This is a genomic window from Pseudomonas sp. GW821-FHT10B02 (assembly GCF_059415665.1).
Window position 1 is genome coordinate 190,348 of the sequence record NZ_JBWKNR010000007.1, and the last position, 15,390, is coordinate 205,737.

Below are 15,390 nucleotides of genomic sequence, written 5' to 3' on the forward strand. Positions count from 1 at the left end.
TCGACCCGGTGTGTTGCCTGCCCTCTGACGTACCTACCAGTCAGCCCCAGCGCCACATGATAAATGCGCCCAAAACTGGCTGCCCTGTTCCAGTCAGGTTCTTCGCCCAGACTAAATCCCGGCGTTACTGGAACGTTTTAAGTGTGCACGGATCGAAACCGTGTCTATTGCAGGAACATCTAATAACTATGACTCACTCTATCCATACTCAGGCTGCGATTCGCACCCTTTCCCAGGCATTTGCCCCATTGAACTGCCTGATCCTGGCGTCGCGCAAAGGCGGCTTCAGCTTCACCCTGGTCAACGAGCACGGCATTGCCCGTCACAGCGAGCGCCTGTACCCCGAGCAGTACAGCCAGTCCGAACCGCTGCAAGCGGTCATCGAGCGCACCCGTCAGGCCCTGGTTGCCTGACCCCGCTACGCTGCAACAGCTCAAGCCCCGCCCTCTCGCGGGGCTTTTTTATGCGTGTGGGAGCCAGCCTTGCTGGCGATGCCCGGTATAGCCGGGCCAGGGGTGCTATATGCGCCAAACGCGGACCGCCCCATCGCCGGCAAGGCCGGCTCCCACAGCCTAACCCGTGGAAGACAGTTGCTCTGAACGGGCCCGGCGCTAATCACTCCACGGCATATGATTTATAACCAAAAGCCGCAAATGTTTTAAAAACAGACCTTTACACCGCGAATATGACACTACACTTCAACTCAAGCGGCATAGGCCGCTTCCGGCGGGCCTGACCGACTCTCCAGCTGCCAAGCTCCAGCGTCCGCCGGCCAAATTCAAGTTCGAGGGCATTATGGGTATCGCCGCGAGCGAGTTGAGCCAGTTTGTCATCCGCCCGACTCTGATCTACCTGGGCCGTCACAGCCCAAGCGCTGAAGCTCTATTACTAGGCATTGCCGCCAGCCAGTCCGCACTCGGCTCAGCCCTGCATGATCGCCGCGGCCACGGCCTCTACCGTATCGGCGAACTTCGCCACCAAAGCATCTGGGACCAGTTTCTGGCCCGCGACCCGGAACTGGCCAGCCTGGTCCGCGGCCTGGCCAGCCAGCATGCGTTCCTCAGCGGCCCGCACCTGGAACTGACGGTCAACCTGCGCTACGCCACCGCCATCGCCTGGATGCTCATTGAAGAACAAGCCCCCCAACTCCCCGCTGCCGACGATCTACTCGGCCTGGCACGCATCTGGCGCCAGACCTTCCAGCCCCAGGGACGCCTGCGCGATTTCACCTGCGCCTGGCAAACCTGCATCGCGCCTGTGACTCTTGAAGCCTGCTGATAGTCACTGAACTCCATATTCGGAAAACTCCCACCAATCTGGTCGGATTGTCCTACAAAACCGCTCTATCTCCTGCGATACAGCCTATAGCGCTGCGGGCGAAATGTTGGTAGTTTTCGCCCCGGAGATCCCAAGGAGTTCTAATAATGAAAAAAGTAATGCTCAAAACCTCTCTCGGCCTCGCCGTCACACTCGCCTCGACTCAATTGTTCGCCAGCGGCTTTGCCCTCAACGAACAGAGCATCAGCGGCATGGGCACAGGTTTCGCGGGTCGTTCTTCTTCTGCCGATGATGCCAGCACCGTATTCGGCAACCCTGCCGGTATGTCGCGCCTGAAACGCGAGCAGGTCACCGTGGGTGGCGCAGCCATTTTTGCCAAAACCGACATCAAGGACGGTCGTGGCACCTTTGGCGGCAGCAATGACGGCGACATGGTTCCAACCGTCGGCGTTCCAATGGGCTTCTACGTCAAGCCAATCGATGAACACTGGGCTTTCGGTATCGGTATGTATGTACCGTTCGGCCTGGTCACCGACTATGAAAGCGGCTTTGCCGGCCGTTACTTCGGCAGCAAAAGCGAAGTCCAGATCGTCACCCTGCAGCCAACCATCAGCTATGCCTTCAACGACAAGGTTTCGATCGGTTTCGGCCCGACCATCAACCGCATCGACGGCACCCTGGAATCTGCTGCGCTGAACCGCCGCTCGCCGGGCCGCGATGACGGCAAAGTGAAGATCTCCGGTGACGACACCGCCATCGGTTACAACATCGGTATTCTGGTACAGGCAACTGACAGCACCCGCGTCGGCCTGACCTACCACTCGATGGTCGATTACAAACTCGAAGGCGACACCAAGATTTCCGGCTCCGGCTTCGGCCCGTTCAGCGGCAGCAAGTTCGACGCCACGTTGAAAATCAAGACCCCGGAATCGGTCGACTTCTCGGTTACCCACGAGCTGAATGCCGACTGGACGCTGTATGCCGGTAGCACCTGGACCCGCTGGAGCCGTCTGGAAGCCATCACCGTCAACAACGAGGGCGTCCCGGGCGCATTGGCACCAGCCCTTGGCCAGATCAGCGAAGAGCAGAACTGGCATGACACCTGGGCTCACGCCATCGGTGCAGCCTACAAGCTGAACAAGGAATGGACCCTGCGTGCCGGCTTCAGTGTCGACCAGGCGCCAACCAACAATGCCAACCGCTCGCCGCGCATCCCGACTGGCGACCGCACGGTGTTCAGCCTGGGCGCTGGCTGGAGCCCGAACGATGACATGACCATCGACGTGGCCTACTCCTACCTGATGGAAGAAGACGTCAAGGTCAATCAGCGCACCTCGCCGACCGACCCTGCTCACTTCAAAGGCTCCTACAGCGCCAAGTATGAAAACAGCGCTCACGGTCTCGGTGCTTCCCTCACCTACCGCTTCTGATTTCATCCTGCTGTAAAAAAACCGCCTTCGGGCGGTTTTTTTCATTCTCGTTCGCCAGCCGGCCAGGCACTGCCCAGACATGCCTGCAGATAGTCCATGAAAACCCGCACCTTGGGCGTCATGGCAAAACGGTCGGCCACACACAGATAGATATCCATTGGCTCGGTCTGGGCATACGCCTGGCTGGGCTGTGAGTATTCGAACAACGCCACCAGTTGCCCGCGCTCGATATAGGGACGAGCGACGAACTCGGCCAGGCGTGCGATACCGCCATGATTGACGGCCATCTGGGTCAGCACATCGATGTCGTCGCTGATCAACACATCAGCGAACTCGGCATCAAAGCGCAGGCCGTCGCGAACGAACCCCCAGCGCAGAAAGCGCCCGTCCACCGGGTAGCGAAACACCAGGCAACGATGCTCCTTGAGCTGCTCCGGCGCACCTGGCCAGCCGGCCTGAGCCAGATAGTCCGGTGAGGCACAGCAAATGAACGGCACCCGGGCAATGCGCCGCGCCAGCAAGCCATCATCCAGCTGCGGCTTGATTCGGATGCTGACGTCGACACCTTCCTGGGCATGGTTGACGCGTCGATCATTCGTAACCAGTTCAATCGAAAGCTGCGGATAACGCGCACTGAAACCCGGAATCAATGGCGCCAGCACATGACGGCCGAATGCCGAAGACGAGGCGATACACAAACGCCCCTTGGGCTCGCAGTCTGGCGTGGTGACTGCCAGATGCGCCTGCTCAAGGTCACGCTCAATGTGTTTGACCTTCTCGTAGTAAAGCGTGCCACTGGGCGTCAAGGCCATGCTCCGAGTGGTCCGCGATAACAGCCGGACCTCGAGGTGCGCCTCCAGGCGTGCAATGTTCTGGCTGACCGCCGCTGCACTCAAACCCAGGGTTCTGGCGCCACCGGCAATGCTCCCGGCTTCGACAACCTTGATGAAGCTCTTGATAGAGCCGAGCAGATTCATGCGGATCAGTCCGAGATTCGTAAGGTTCTCTTTATAAAGACCTAAGCCGAACCCGTCTACCTGAGGCGCTGTTGCGCTTGCTAGGATGCGCCCTCCACGTCACACAAGGAGTCCGCATGACAACCCGCAACGCCACCCGTAGCCGCCGCAAACTTGGTGCCCGCGCCACCCCTTACGTGTTCGCCTTCTATATGTCGGCGATCATGGCCTTGCTGATGTGCTTCGTGATCACCGCCGCCACCGCCGGCGTCGATGCGCACTACCTGAGCAAGGTGCTCAAGGCCTATCAACTGGCCATGCCGGTCGCGTTTGCCTGCGTCTTGGTGGTACGCCCGATCGTACTCAAGCTGGTGGCCTGGACCGTTCACCCTGGCCACTGAAACCGCAGGTTACGGCTGCGAAGCGATGGCCTTCTCGATAGCAGCGGTGAACTCGGGATCATCCGGCTTGGTCAGGCTGGAGAAGCTGGCGATCACCTTGCCCTGGCGATCGACCACGTACTTATAGAAATTCCACTTCGGTGCACTGCTCTGCTCGGCCAGTTCCTTGAACAACGGTGTCGCATCGCTGCCACGCACCGGCTGCGGCTTGGTCATGGTGAAGGTGACGCCATAATTGGCGTAGCAGACCTTGGCGGTCTTCTCGATGTCGGCGTCTTCCTGCTTGAAGTCGTTGGACGGCACCCCGAGCATTTCCAGGCCTTGCCCATGATAGGTCTTGTAGACGCGTTCAAGCCCCTCGAACTGCGGGGCGAAGCCACAGTAGCTGGCGGTGTTGACCACCACCAGCGGCTTACCGGCAAAACGCTCACACAGGTCGACCTGCTCCTTACCGCGCAGTTCCGGCAGGCTGCCCTGCTTTTCAAGCAGCGCCGGACAGTCTGCGGCCTGCGCTGACGCCGCAGCCATCAGGGTGAATAGTGGAACCAGGATCCAGCGTGTACGCATCGTCGTCTCTCCTTTGAGCCCGCCTATAGCCTGCAGAATACGCTTAGCACACGCCCATGCCCAACTGCATCAACGCCAGACCACCCTCATGCCAGCCCCACCAGATCAGGGCCAGCAGCAGTAACGCGACCAGGGCCAGCAGCCCGCGCAGGGCAAAGCGGTTCATGCCGCTTGCGCCTGCAGGCGCGCCACAGGACGTTCGCGCACCGGCCAGTTGAGCGCCGCCGCCAACAGGCTGAGCAGGATCGAGATCTGCCAGACCAGATCGTAATTACCGGTCTGGTCGTACACCACGCCACCCAGCCAGCCACCGAGGAACGCTCCCAGTTGGTGGAACAGGAAGACAATACCGCCGAGCATCGACAGATTGCGCACACCGAACAGGGTCGCCACCGTGCCATTGGTCAGCGGCACCGTCGACAGCCACAGCAAGCCCATGGCGATGCCGAACAGGTAGGCACTGAACTGAGTGACCGGCGCCCACAGGAACAACACGATGACCACCGCGCGCAACAGATACAGCGCGGTCAGCAAGCGCGGCTTGGACATCCGCCCGCCCAGCCAGCCGGCGGTGTAGGTACCGACGATATTGAACAAGCCCACCAGCGCCAGCACCGTGGTGCCGATGGTTGCCGGCAGGTGCTGGTCAACCAGATAGGCCGGCAGGTGCACGCCGATGAACACCACCTGGAAACCACAGACAAAAAAGCCCAGCGCCAGCAACCAGAAACCGGAGTGCGAGCAGGCCTCACGCAGCGCCTGGCCCAGGCTCTGCTCGCCCCCCTGGCTGGGCAGCGGACGATCCTTCAGCAAGCCCACCAGCGGCACGATGAACGCCACCAGCAGGCCCAGCACCAGCAACGCTGCCGACCAGCCCAGCCAGCCAATCAGGCCGAGCGTACCCGGGAGCATGGCGAACTGGCCGAAGGAGCCTGCGGCACTGGCAATACCCATGGCCATGCTGCGCTTTTCAGCCGGTACGGCACGACCGACCACGCCAAGGATCACCGAGAACGAAGTGCCGGAAAGACCAATACCGATCAGCAGGCCAGCGCTCAAAGACAGGGTCAGCGCCGAATCCGACATCCCCATCAGCACCAGGCCTACTGCATAGAGGATACCGCCGACCATCACCACTTTTGCCGCACCCAGGCGATCGGCCAAGGCCCCGGCGAAGGGCTGCGCCAGGCCCCAGATCAGGTTCTGCAAGGCAATGGCGAAGGCGAACACTTCACGCCCCCAGCCAAATTCCGCGCTCATCGGCGCCAGGAACAGGCCGAAGCCATGCCGCACACCCAGCGAGAGCGCCAGGATCAACGCCGCTCCCAGGAGAATCCAACCACTGGTCCGCCATACCGATGTCATTATTGTTCTCTCCGCAGCGCCGCAAGGTTATGCGGGTATATACCCGCTTTAAGTCAAAAAAGCCTCAAGCCAGTATCTCTAACAGACGTACCAGTTCATCACGCTGTCCTTCACCCAGGGTATCGATCAGACTTGCCTGGGCTTTTTCCCAGGCAGGCTCGGCAGCCTGCAAACGCTCATGGCCCTGCTCGGTCAGCAGCACCAAGCGGTTGCGCAGGTCGCGGCCTTCAGCCAGCGCCACCAGCCCTTCGGCTTCCAGCACCCGCAGGTTTCGCCCCAAGGTACTGCGATCCAGGCCCATGGCTTCGGCCAGGGTCGAGATACTCGGCTGGTCGAGGCGACGCAAATGCCGCAACAGGGAAAACTGCGCGACATTGATCCCGAAGCCTTCAAGGGCTTCGTCATAGTGCCGGCTGACCCCACGGGCAGCACGACGCAGGTGGGTGCAGATGCATTCACTGGTCAACATGGATACGTGTATATACCCGCACATTTCTCGGCGCAAGCATTTCCTGATCAAGCTACGGCTGCAGGCGCTTTCGAATCGGCTCGAACTCGGCTGTGGCTGCCCAGGGAATGGGCGCCCCGAATGGCCAGGAACTACAGCGCCAAACTGAGCAAAACCGCCAACTCCAGCAATTCCAGTAGCGCACCGGCAGTGTCACCGGTGGTCCCGCCCAACCGCTGAATCATCAGTCGACGGAGCCAGAAAAAAGCTACACCCGCGACAGCCAGAACGTACAACCCTTGCAGCCCCGTCAGACACAAACACAGGACGGAACTGGCAAGCAGCACCCATACCCCGCTACGCCATGGCACATGATCGGCCAAGGCCTGCCCCAATCCCCCGGCCCGCACATAGGGCGTGGACAAAAACAGCCCGAGCAAAGCAGCCCGGCCCAGCAACGGCGCTACTATCAACAACAGGCCCTGCCCTCGCTCCACCAGCACCAGCAACGCGCAGAACTTGAGCAGCAGCACCAGTAGCAGCGTCACCACGGCAATCGGCCCACTGCGCGGGTCTTTCATGATTTCCAGGGTGCGTTCGCGGTCGCCGAAGCCGCCCAGCCAGGCATCGGCACTGTCGGCCAGGCCATCCAGGTGCAGACCGCCACTGAGCAGAACCCAGGCACTAAGCAACAAGGCGGTGTGCAGCAGCAACGGACTGCCGTCGAGCAAGGTATTCAAGCCCCACAGCAGTACGCCAAACAACAGCCCCACCAGCGGATAGAACAGCAGCGAGCGGCCCAATTGCTCAGGTGTCGGCATCCCCGGCAAACGCACCGGCAGGCTGCTGAGAAACTGCAAGGCAATCCAGAACGCGAGCATCTCAGTGCACTTCCCGCAGACTGCCGTCAGCCAGCACCTCAAGGCGGCACAAGGCGCCATGACCGACTTCGACCTGCAGTAACTGCTCGCGAGGCAGGCCCCTGGCCCGCGCCAGCAACAAACGCATCACACCGCCGTGGGTGACCAGCAACAGGTGCTTGCCAGCATGCTCCCAGTGCAATTGGGCAATGGCGGCCAGTACCCGCTGCGAGAAGTCGAGCACCGGTTCACCGCCAGGCGGGGTGAACGCATAGGGATCGGCCCAGAACTGCCCCAGTTGCTGCTCATGGGTGAGCATCAGGTCAGCGGCACTGCGCCCTTCCCACTCACCGAAATGCAGCTCCTGCAACCCGGGCGCCAACTGCACCGGCAAGCACATTTGCTCACCCAGCGCATAGGCAAAACGGGCACAGCGCTGCAAGGGTGAGCTGACCAGAACCTGCCAGGGCCGGGCTGCGTCCACTGCGGCCTGCATCTGTGCCCAGCCCTTGGCGGTCAGGGCATCGTCGAGGCTACCGCGCAGGCCGCCGCCCAGCTCGGTTTCACCATGGCGCAGCAAGTCGATAATCATGCCGGACGGTCCGCCACCGCAGCTTCGGCGAAAGTCGCCATCTGCCCGTGCAGATCGCAGGCCAGACGCAATACGGGGACCGCCAGCGCCGCACCACTGCCCTCGCCCAGACGCAAACCAAGCTCCAGCACCGGCTCGGCATCCAGCTCGGCCAGCACCCGACGGTGCCCGGGCTCGGCGCCGCAGTGACCAAACAGCAGCCAGTCACGACAATCCGGATTGATCCGCACCGCGACCAACGCGGCAACGGTACAGATAAAGCCATCGATCAGCACGGTAATACCGACCTGGGCGCAGCCCAGATAGGCACCCACCAACGCGGCGATTTCAAAGCCACCGAAGCAAAACAGCTGCTGCAACGGATCATCCGCCAGACCCTTATGGAGCGCCAAGGCGCGCTCGATCACCTCGGCCTTGTGACGAACGCCAGCGGCATCCAGGCCGGTACCCGGACCGCTGAGCTCGATCGCCGGACAACCGAGCAAGGCACAAGCCAGGGCACTGGCTGCAGTGGTATTGCCGATGCCCATCTCACCGCCAATGAACAGCTGGGCACCGCCGGCCGCTGCACGCAAGGCACTTTCACGACCACCTTGCAGCGCTTGCATGCCCTGCTCCCGGGTCATTGCCGGGGCCTTGGCAAAGTTCGCCGTGCCCGCCCCCACCCGCAGGTGACGCACACCCGGCAGGCTCAAGTGCAGGTCGATGGTGCCCAGGTCCACCACCTCCAGCTGCGCATTGAGCTGACGCGCCAGCACGCTGATCGCTGCGCCACCGCCAACAAAATTCTGCAGCATCTGCCCGGTCACCGCCTGGGGATAGGCGGAAATACCTTCGGCGACTACCCCGTGATCACCGGCGAAGATCGCGATGCTCACCTGGTCCAGGCGCGGCTTGAGCTGCCCCTGCAAGCCAGCGAGTTGCACCGCGATCCGTTCCAGCCGCCCCAGCGAGCCGGCCGGCTTGGTCAATTGCTGTTGACGCGCCAGGGCCTGGTCGCAGGCAGCCTGGTCAACGGCGCGGCAGGCATCAAGCCACCAGTTGTGACTCATGGTGCAGTTCCTTTCAGGGTAAGGGGTAGACCGGCGACAGTGAGCACCACACGTTGGCAACGCTCGGCAATCGCCTGGTGCAGCCAGCCGGCTTCATCGACATAGCGGCGGGTCAGCTCGCCCAGCGGCACAACGCCAAGACCGCTCTCGTTGCTGACCAGAATAATTTCACCCGGCAACCCGGCCAGACAATCGAGCAGCGCCGTGCGCTCGGCCAGCAGACGCTCGGGATCGTCCAGCATCAGCAGGTTGGTCAGCCACAGGGTCAGGCAGTCGACCAGCAGGCAGCGCTCGACGCTGGCGTTGGCACGCAGGACATCGGCCAGGGCCAGCGGCTCTTCGATCAGCCCCCAGCTGGAGGGCCGGCGCTCACGGTGCAGTTGCACCCGGGCATTCATTTCACCATCCAGCGGTTCGCTGGTGGCGATGTAGGTGACCGACAAGCCGCTGCGCTCGGCCAGTTGTTCAGCCAGACGGCTCTTGCCGGAACGGGCACCCCCGAGGATCAGGTTGAGCATGTCAGTTCAGTCCGCACAGTTGGCGTAGGCAGGTGGTATCCAGGTGCTGCTCGACCAGGTCGGCGAGGCGCTCGATGTCGCGCTCGCGCAGCGCCTGGTAATCGATCTGTTCGACCTCATGCAGACCGGCCCAGCGCAACAATGCCGCGCACGACTGCGGGCTTTCGAACAGGCCGTGCAGGTAGGTCGCGAGAATCTGCCCGTCAGCACTGATGGCGCCATCGCTGCGACCGTCCGCCAGTTGCACCGCAGGCCGCTCCAGGGCCGCGCCCTGGGTCACCCCGGCATGGATCTCATAACCGCTGATCGGCGCCTGCTCCAGTTGCAAGGTACCCGCGACATTACGCAGCTGCTTGTGCGCCTCCAGCACGGTGACGAAATCGAGCAAGCCCAGGCCATCGCTGCTGCCGGCCGCCCCTTCCAGCCCCAGCGGATCTTCCACCCGCTGGCCAAGCATCTGCAGGCCGCCACAGATGCCCAGCACCTTGCCGCCATAACGCAGATGCCGGGCGATGGCCTGATCCCAGCCACGGGCGCGCAATTGCGCCAGATCGCCGCGCACGCTCTTGGAACCCGGCAGGATGATCAGGTCCGCAGGCGGAATCGGATCGCCTGGGCCGATGAACTGCAGGTCGACTTGCGGGTGCAGGCGCAGCGGGTCGAAATCGGTGTGGTTGCTGATGCGCGGCAGCACCGGCACGATCACTTTGAGTGCGCGCGCCGCCTTGTCACCCTGGCGCTGGTCGATACCGTCCTCGGCTTCCAGGTGCAGGTCCATCACATATGGCAGCACGCCCAGTACCGGTTTGCCGGTACGCGCCTCAAGCCAGTCCAGGCCCGGCTGCAATAACGCGATGTCACCCCGGAAACGGTTGATGACAAAGCCTTTGACCCGCGCCTGCTCACTGGGCGACAGCAGCTCCAGGGTGCCGACCAGATGGGCGAACACCCCGCCGCGATTAATGTCGGCAATCAGGATCACCGGACAGTCCACCGCTTCGGCAAAACCCATGTTGGCAATATCGCCGGCACGCAGATTGATCTCCGCTGGCGAACCGGCGCCTTCGACCATTACCACCGGGTACTGGGCGCTCAAGCGCTGATGAGACTCCAGTACCGCCTGCATGGCGATGACCTTGTAATCGTGGTACGCCACCGCGTTCATGCTGGTGACCGCACGGCCATGGACGATGACTTGAGCGCCGGTGTCGCTATTGGGCTTGAGCAGCACCGGGTTCATGTCGGTGTGCGGCGCCAGCCCAGCGGCCTGGGCCTGAACCGCCTGAGCTCGGCCGATCTCGCCGCCGTCGGCGGTCACGGCACTGTTGAGTGCCATGTTCTGCGGCTTGAACGGCACCACCGCCACGCCCTGGCGCAACAACCAGCGGCACAGCGCGGTCACCAGGGTGCTCTTGCCGGCATCGGAGGTGGTGCCCTGCACCATCAGGGTACTCATGGCTGTTCCTTGCAGTAATCGTTGAATGCCTGTTGCAGGCGCTGAAAGTCCTGCTCGGTGGCCGGCAAACCAAAGCGCAGGCTGGCAGGCTGGTTGAACAGACGCAGCAAAATGCCCCGTCGGGCCATGAACTCATGCAGCAGCACGGCTTGATCGCTAACCAGATACTGGAACAGGTCGCAGCCCCCTGTCGGGGCAAAGCCTGCGCGGCTCAGCAAGTCTGCCAGGCGCTGGCTGGCTGCCGCGCAGCGAGCGATCTGGCGTTGATGCGCAACGCTGTCGAGCAGGCAAGCCTGGCCGAGAATCCGCGTTGGCCCGCTGACGGTCCAGGGCCCCAGCAGTTCGGCCAGGCGTTGCAACAACACCGGTTCAGCCAGCACAAAGCCCAGACGTACACCGGCCAGACCGAAGAACTTGCCGAACGAGCGCAGCACGATCAGCCCCGGACGTTGTGCCTCGGCGCCAATGCTGTGCTGCGGGGTGTTGTCCATAAACGCTTCATCGACCAGCAACCAGCCACCACGCGAGGCCAGGCGGGCATGCCAGGCGAGCAACTGCTCAGCCGACAGCAGGCAACCGGTGGGATTGTTCGGGTTGACCACCACCAGCACATCCAGGCTGTCGAGCAGTTCATCCACCTGCTCACCCTGCAACTCAAGCACCTGATGCCCGGCACGACGCCAGCCTTCGGCGTGTTCGGCATAACAGGGCGACACCACGCCAACCGTGCCGCGAGCGCGCAGGTGCGGCAAGGCCTGGATTGCAGCCTGAGAGCCGGCCACCGGCAGCGCCTGCTGGACCCGGTAGTACTCGGCCGCAGCCTGTTCCAGGCCATCGTCGGTTTCCGGCAGGCGCGCCCAGGCCTGCAGCGGGATTTGCGGAATCGCGTAAGGCCAGGGCGCAATACCGCTGGACAGGTCCAGCCAATGCTCCCGGGCGATACCGTAGTGCTGCACTGCGCGCTGCAGGCGCCCACCGTGCTCAAGCATAGAATTCAGCTCCCAGACACAACAGCAGCAACCACAACCACACGCCCTGGCAAACCAGGCGCCAGCCACGCTCAATCGACTCGGCATCAGCCACCGGGCCTTCGCCCAGTTGTGCGCGTTCGTGCAGCTCACCGTGATAGACCGCCGGACCACCCAGCTCTACAGCCAGGGCACCGGCGCCTGCGGCCATCACCGGACCGGCGTTGGGGCTGTCCCACAGCGGCGCCTGACGTCGCCAGCATTTCAGTGCCAGACGGGTTTTGCCAAGCAGCGCGTAGGTCAGCGCCACCAGCCGCGCTGGAATGTAGTTGAGCACATCATCTATGCGTGCAGCGGCCCAGCCGAAACGCTCGAAACGTTCATTGCGATAGCCCCACATGGCGTCCAGGGTGTTGCTCAGGCGATAAAGCACCACACCCGGAGCGCCCGCCACGACAAACCAGAACAGCGCGGCAAAGACCGCATCGCTACCATTTTCCAGTACCGACTCGGTGGCTGCGCGCGCCACGGCGGTTTCGTCCAGTTCGCGGGTTTCGCGGCTGACCAGAAAACCCACACGGCGGCGTGCTTCATCCAGGTCACCGCGGCGCAAAGCGTCGGCCACCGGGGTCACGTGCTCACCCAGGCTGCGCAGGCCCAGGGCGCAATACAAGGCCAGCACTTCCACCAACCAGCCGATATAGGGCAGCCAGGACAGCAAGGTGGCCAACAGGGTCAAGGGAATCACCGCCAGGAACCAGGCGGTCACGCCATGGCTGCGCCAGCCACGGCCAGCGGCGTTGAAACGCTGCTCCAGGCGCCCGGCCAGGCGGCCAAAGGCAACCAGCGGATGACGCCGCTGGGGCTCACCCAACAACGCATCCAGCGCCACCCCGGCAACGGTCAGCAACGCCACACTCATCAAGACTCTCCCCACTGGTTTTCATACAGCATGTCGCTCAAGGGCCGCGCCGTGGCCCAGCCTTCGAGGACCAGCATCGGCGCGGGATAGAACGCCTGGACCGGGCCCAGGCAGAGAATCGCCAGCGGCTTGGCACCGGCCGGCATCCCCAGCAGCTGTGCCAGCGCCAGGGGCTCGAACAGCGATACCCAGCCCATGCCCAGGCCTTCGGCACGCGCTGCCAGCCAGAGGTTCTGGATCGCGCATGACAACGAGGCGAGGTCCATCTCCGGCAAGGTGCGACGGCCGAAAATGTGCTTGTCGCGGTCATCCATCAACGCCGCCACCAGCACTTCGGCGCAATCGCTGATGCCTTCGACCTTGAGCTTCATGAATTCATCGGAGCGCTCACCCAGTGCCTCAGCGGTGCGTACTCGCTCGGCTTCCACCAGGCCCTGGATACGCTGGCGCAGGTCGCGGTCGGTGATGCGGATAAAGCGCCATGGCTGCATCAGGCCGACGCTGGGCGCCTGATGCGCAGCTTCAAGCAGACGCGCAAGCAACTCAGGCGCTACATCGCCCTGGATGAAGTGCCGCATGTCACGGCGCTCGCCGATGGCCCGGTAAACCGCAGCGCGCTCGGCGTCTGTGAAAGCCTGGTCGCTCATGGTGCCAACAGCGCCGCCGCCGCGTGCGGGTTGGAGGCAAAGTAGAAATGCACGTAGGACGCCGTCAGCCGGCCACAGCGATAGACCGCTTCGGCGCCACGGCCGCCATTGGGGCTGTGCCCGCGGGCAATCGGCTCAAGCGCGGTAGTGGTCAGCGAGTGGTGATAGGTATGGCCGCGCAAGGTGCCTTCCGGCAGCTCCACCGCCTGCAGCGCCAGGGCTGCGAGGCGCTTTTGCATCACTGCTTCGCCTTCCAGCAAACCCAGCAACTCGGCACGCTCGCCCGCAACATCGGTCAAGGCCTCAAGCAGGTAGAGCATGCCGCCACATTCGGCCAGCACAGGCTTGCCTGCCTGATGATGGCTGCGGATCGCGGCGAGCATCCCGTTGTTGGCAGCCAATGCCTGGTGATGCAGTTCCGGGTAGCCACCCGGCAGGTACAGGCTATCTGCCTGCGGTAGCGTGCGGTCATGCAGTGGTGAAAAGAAGCTCAGCTCGGCGCCCATGGCCCGCAGCAGGTCAAGGTTGGCGCCATAAGTGAAGGCAAAGGCTTCGTCCCGCGCCACGGCGATGGTCACGCCATCGAGCAAGGGCTCGATAACTTCGACAGTCGGCGCCGCAAACGCCACCGCCGGCGGCAGGGACGACTCACAACTGGCGCCGAGAGCTGCGGCTGCGGCGTCCAGACGAACATCCAGATCATTGAGCTCGCTGGCCTGGACCAGGCCCAGATGGCGGCTCGGCAATTCAATCCCGGTTTCCCGCGACAGGCCGCCGTACCAGCGCAGCCCTTCGGTAAGGCTGCCTTCGAGCAACTGGGCGTGACGCAAGGTACCGACACGGTTGGCCAGTACCCCGGCAAACGGCAGGTCGGGCTGATAGCGCGCCAGGCCCAGGGCCAGGGCGCCGAAGGTCTGGGCCATGGCGGTACCGTCGATCACCGCCAGCACCGGCACATTGAAATGGCGGGCAAGGTCGGCACTCGACGGCGTACCGTCGAACAGGCCCATGACCCCTTCGATCAGGATCAGATCGGCATCGCCGGCTGCTTCCCAGAGCAGCCGGCGGCTTTCCTGCTCACCGACCATCCACAGGTCCAGCTGGTACACCGGCGCACCGCTGGCCCGCTCGAGAATCATCGGGTCAAGGAAGTCCGGGCCGCACTTGAACACCCGCACCTTACGCCCGAGGTTGCGGTGCAGCCGCGCCAGGGCAGCGGTCACCGTAGTCTTGCCCTGGCCTGAAGCCGGGGCGGCAATCAGCACCGCCGGGCAGTGGCGCGTGTCACTCATAGTTCAACGCCCTTCTGGGCACGGATACCGGTCTGGAAAGCGTGCTTGACCATGCCCATCTCGGTGACGGTGTCGGCCAGTTCGATCATTTCATCCTTGGCGCCACGACCGGTGACGATCACGTGCTGCATCGGCGGACGCGCCTGCAGGTCGCTGAGCACCTGTTCGAGGTCAAGGTAGCCATGCTTGAGGGCTATATTCAGCTCGTCGAGCACCACGAAGGTGATCGTCGGGTCCTGCAGCAACTGGCGCGAAACGGCCCAGGCCGCTTCGGCTGCGGCGATGTCACGCTGGCGGTCCTGGGTTTCCCAGGTGAAGCCCTCGCCCATCACGTGATAGCGCACCTGTTCGGGGAAACGCCGGAAGAACAGCTCTTCGCCAGTGCTGTTGCGGCCCTTGATGAACTGCACCACGCCGCACTGCATGCCATGGCCCATGGCCCGGGCGAGCATGCCGAAAGCCGAACTGCTCTTGCCCTTGCCGTTACCGCTGAGCACCAGCAGCAGGCCGCATTCGTTAGGGGCGTTGGCAATACGCTCGTCGATTACCGCCTTCTTGCGCTGCATACGGGCCAGGTGGCGTTCGTCACGCTCGGTGGATTCAGTCATCGAAGTCTCCGCAAACCACTGTCAGCCAAC

The 15,390-nt window shown here is 63.1% G+C and carries 19 protein-coding genes; 4 read left to right on the forward strand and 15 right to left on the reverse strand.

Annotated features, from left to right (window positions below):
- The first annotated feature begins 188 nt into the window (after positions 1-188).
- The 3 genes from AC07OF_RS13030 to AC07OF_RS13040 all read left to right on the forward strand — a co-directional run bounded on the left by AC07OF_RS13030 (position 189) and on the right by AC07OF_RS13040 (position 2,708).
- A complete protein-coding gene (locus AC07OF_RS13030) occupies positions 189-413 on the forward strand; it encodes a hypothetical protein (protein WP_038608173.1) in 225 nt (74 codons plus the stop codon).
- 382 nt (positions 414-795) lie between these two features.
- Complete coding sequence (locus AC07OF_RS13035) at positions 796-1,278, forward strand: hypothetical protein (protein WP_157191549.1); 483 nt, start codon at positions 796-798, stop codon at positions 1,276-1,278.
- Positions 1,279-1,424: 146 nt separating this feature from the next.
- On the forward strand, positions 1,425-2,708 hold the full coding sequence (locus AC07OF_RS13040) for an OmpP1/FadL family transporter (protein ID WP_157191547.1): 1,284 nt from the start codon (positions 1,425-1,427) through the stop codon (positions 2,706-2,708).
- A gap of 41 nt (positions 2,709-2,749) precedes the next feature.
- Here AC07OF_RS13040 and AC07OF_RS13045 read toward each other — a convergent pair whose 3' ends face one another.
- Positions 2,750-3,685 carry a LysR family transcriptional regulator gene (locus AC07OF_RS13045; RefSeq protein WP_157191545.1) on the reverse strand — a complete coding sequence of 312 codons (936 nt, stop codon included), beginning with the start codon at positions 3,683-3,685 and terminating at the stop codon, positions 2,750-2,752.
- A 116-nt stretch (positions 3,686-3,801) separates the two neighbouring features.
- Between AC07OF_RS13045 and AC07OF_RS13050 the strand changes: the two genes are divergently transcribed.
- Positions 3,802-4,065 (forward strand): DUF2798 domain-containing protein, encoded by a 264-nt coding sequence (locus tag AC07OF_RS13050; RefSeq protein ID WP_157191543.1) that lies wholly within the window; start codon positions 3,802-3,804, stop codon positions 4,063-4,065.
- A 9-nt stretch (positions 4,066-4,074) separates the two neighbouring features.
- On the opposite strand, the gene AC07OF_RS13055 is transcribed toward AC07OF_RS13050, so the two are convergent.
- The 14 genes from AC07OF_RS13055 to cobO form a co-directional block, all read right to left on the reverse strand.
- A complete protein-coding gene (locus tag AC07OF_RS13055) occupies positions 4,075-4,632 on the reverse strand; it encodes a glutathione peroxidase (RefSeq protein ID WP_157191541.1) in 558 nt (185 codons plus the stop codon).
- Between the two features lie 43 nt (positions 4,633-4,675).
- The gene (locus tag AC07OF_RS13060) at positions 4,676-4,798 is read right to left on the reverse strand and encodes a hypothetical protein (RefSeq protein WP_257011861.1); all 123 of its coding nucleotides are present in this window, start codon (positions 4,796-4,798) and stop codon (positions 4,676-4,678) included.
- Positions 4,795-5,997, reverse strand: a complete 1,203-nt coding sequence (locus AC07OF_RS13065) for an MFS transporter (protein WP_157191539.1) — start codon at positions 5,995-5,997, stop codon at positions 4,795-4,797. The genes AC07OF_RS13060 and AC07OF_RS13065 overlap by 4 nt, the downstream gene beginning before the upstream one ends.
- Positions 5,998-6,061: 64 nt before the next feature.
- Entirely contained in the window at positions 6,062-6,466 is a 405-nt protein-coding gene (locus AC07OF_RS13070) for a MarR family winged helix-turn-helix transcriptional regulator (RefSeq protein WP_038608162.1), read from the reverse strand.
- A gap of 131 nt (positions 6,467-6,597) precedes the next feature.
- On the reverse strand, positions 6,598-7,326 hold the full coding sequence (locus tag AC07OF_RS13075) for an adenosylcobinamide-GDP ribazoletransferase (protein WP_157191538.1): 729 nt from the start codon (positions 7,324-7,326) through the stop codon (positions 6,598-6,600).
- 1 nt (position 7,327) lies between these two features.
- A complete protein-coding gene (gene cobC / locus AC07OF_RS13080; RefSeq protein ID WP_157191536.1) occupies positions 7,328-7,897 on the reverse strand; it encodes an alpha-ribazole phosphatase family protein in 570 nt (189 codons plus the stop codon).
- Positions 7,894-8,949, reverse strand: coding sequence for a nicotinate-nucleotide--dimethylbenzimidazole phosphoribosyltransferase (cobT, locus tag AC07OF_RS13085; protein ID WP_495072957.1), 1,056 nt, complete (start codon positions 8,947-8,949; stop codon positions 7,894-7,896). The genes cobC and cobT overlap by 4 nt, the downstream gene beginning before the upstream one ends.
- On the reverse strand, positions 8,946-9,467 hold the full coding sequence (cobU, locus tag AC07OF_RS13090) for a bifunctional adenosylcobinamide kinase/adenosylcobinamide-phosphate guanylyltransferase (protein WP_157191532.1): 522 nt from the start codon (positions 9,465-9,467) through the stop codon (positions 8,946-8,948). The genes cobT and cobU overlap by 4 nt, the downstream gene beginning before the upstream one ends.
- A gap of 1 nt (position 9,468) precedes the next feature.
- Positions 9,469-10,923 (reverse strand): cobyric acid synthase, encoded by a 1,455-nt coding sequence (locus AC07OF_RS13095; RefSeq protein WP_495072958.1) that lies wholly within the window; start codon positions 10,921-10,923, stop codon positions 9,469-9,471.
- The gene (gene cobD, locus AC07OF_RS13100) at positions 10,920-11,912 is read right to left on the reverse strand and encodes a threonine-phosphate decarboxylase CobD (protein ID WP_495072959.1); all 993 of its coding nucleotides are present in this window, start codon (positions 11,910-11,912) and stop codon (positions 10,920-10,922) included. Before cobD ends, AC07OF_RS13095 begins: the two co-directional genes overlap by 4 nt.
- Positions 11,905-12,813: an adenosylcobinamide-phosphate synthase CbiB gene (gene cbiB, locus AC07OF_RS13105; protein ID WP_157191527.1), complete on the reverse strand. Its 909-nt coding sequence runs from the start codon at positions 12,811-12,813 to the stop codon at positions 11,905-11,907. Before cbiB ends, cobD begins: the two co-directional genes overlap by 8 nt.
- Positions 12,813-13,460, reverse strand: coding sequence for a 5,6-dimethylbenzimidazole synthase (bluB, locus tag AC07OF_RS13110; protein WP_495072960.1), 648 nt, complete (start codon positions 13,458-13,460; stop codon positions 12,813-12,815). The genes cbiB and bluB overlap by 1 nt, the downstream gene beginning before the upstream one ends.
- Positions 13,457-14,752 carry a cobyrinic acid a,c-diamide synthase CobB gene (locus tag AC07OF_RS13115; protein WP_157191523.1) on the reverse strand — a complete coding sequence of 432 codons (1,296 nt, stop codon included), beginning with the start codon at positions 14,750-14,752 and terminating at the stop codon, positions 13,457-13,459. Before AC07OF_RS13115 ends, bluB begins: the two co-directional genes overlap by 4 nt.
- Positions 14,749-15,360: a cob(I)yrinic acid a,c-diamide adenosyltransferase gene (gene cobO, locus AC07OF_RS13120; protein ID WP_157191521.1), complete on the reverse strand. Its 612-nt coding sequence runs from the start codon at positions 15,358-15,360 to the stop codon at positions 14,749-14,751. Before cobO ends, AC07OF_RS13115 begins: the two co-directional genes overlap by 4 nt.
- Between the last annotated feature and the right edge of the window lie 30 nt (positions 15,361-15,390).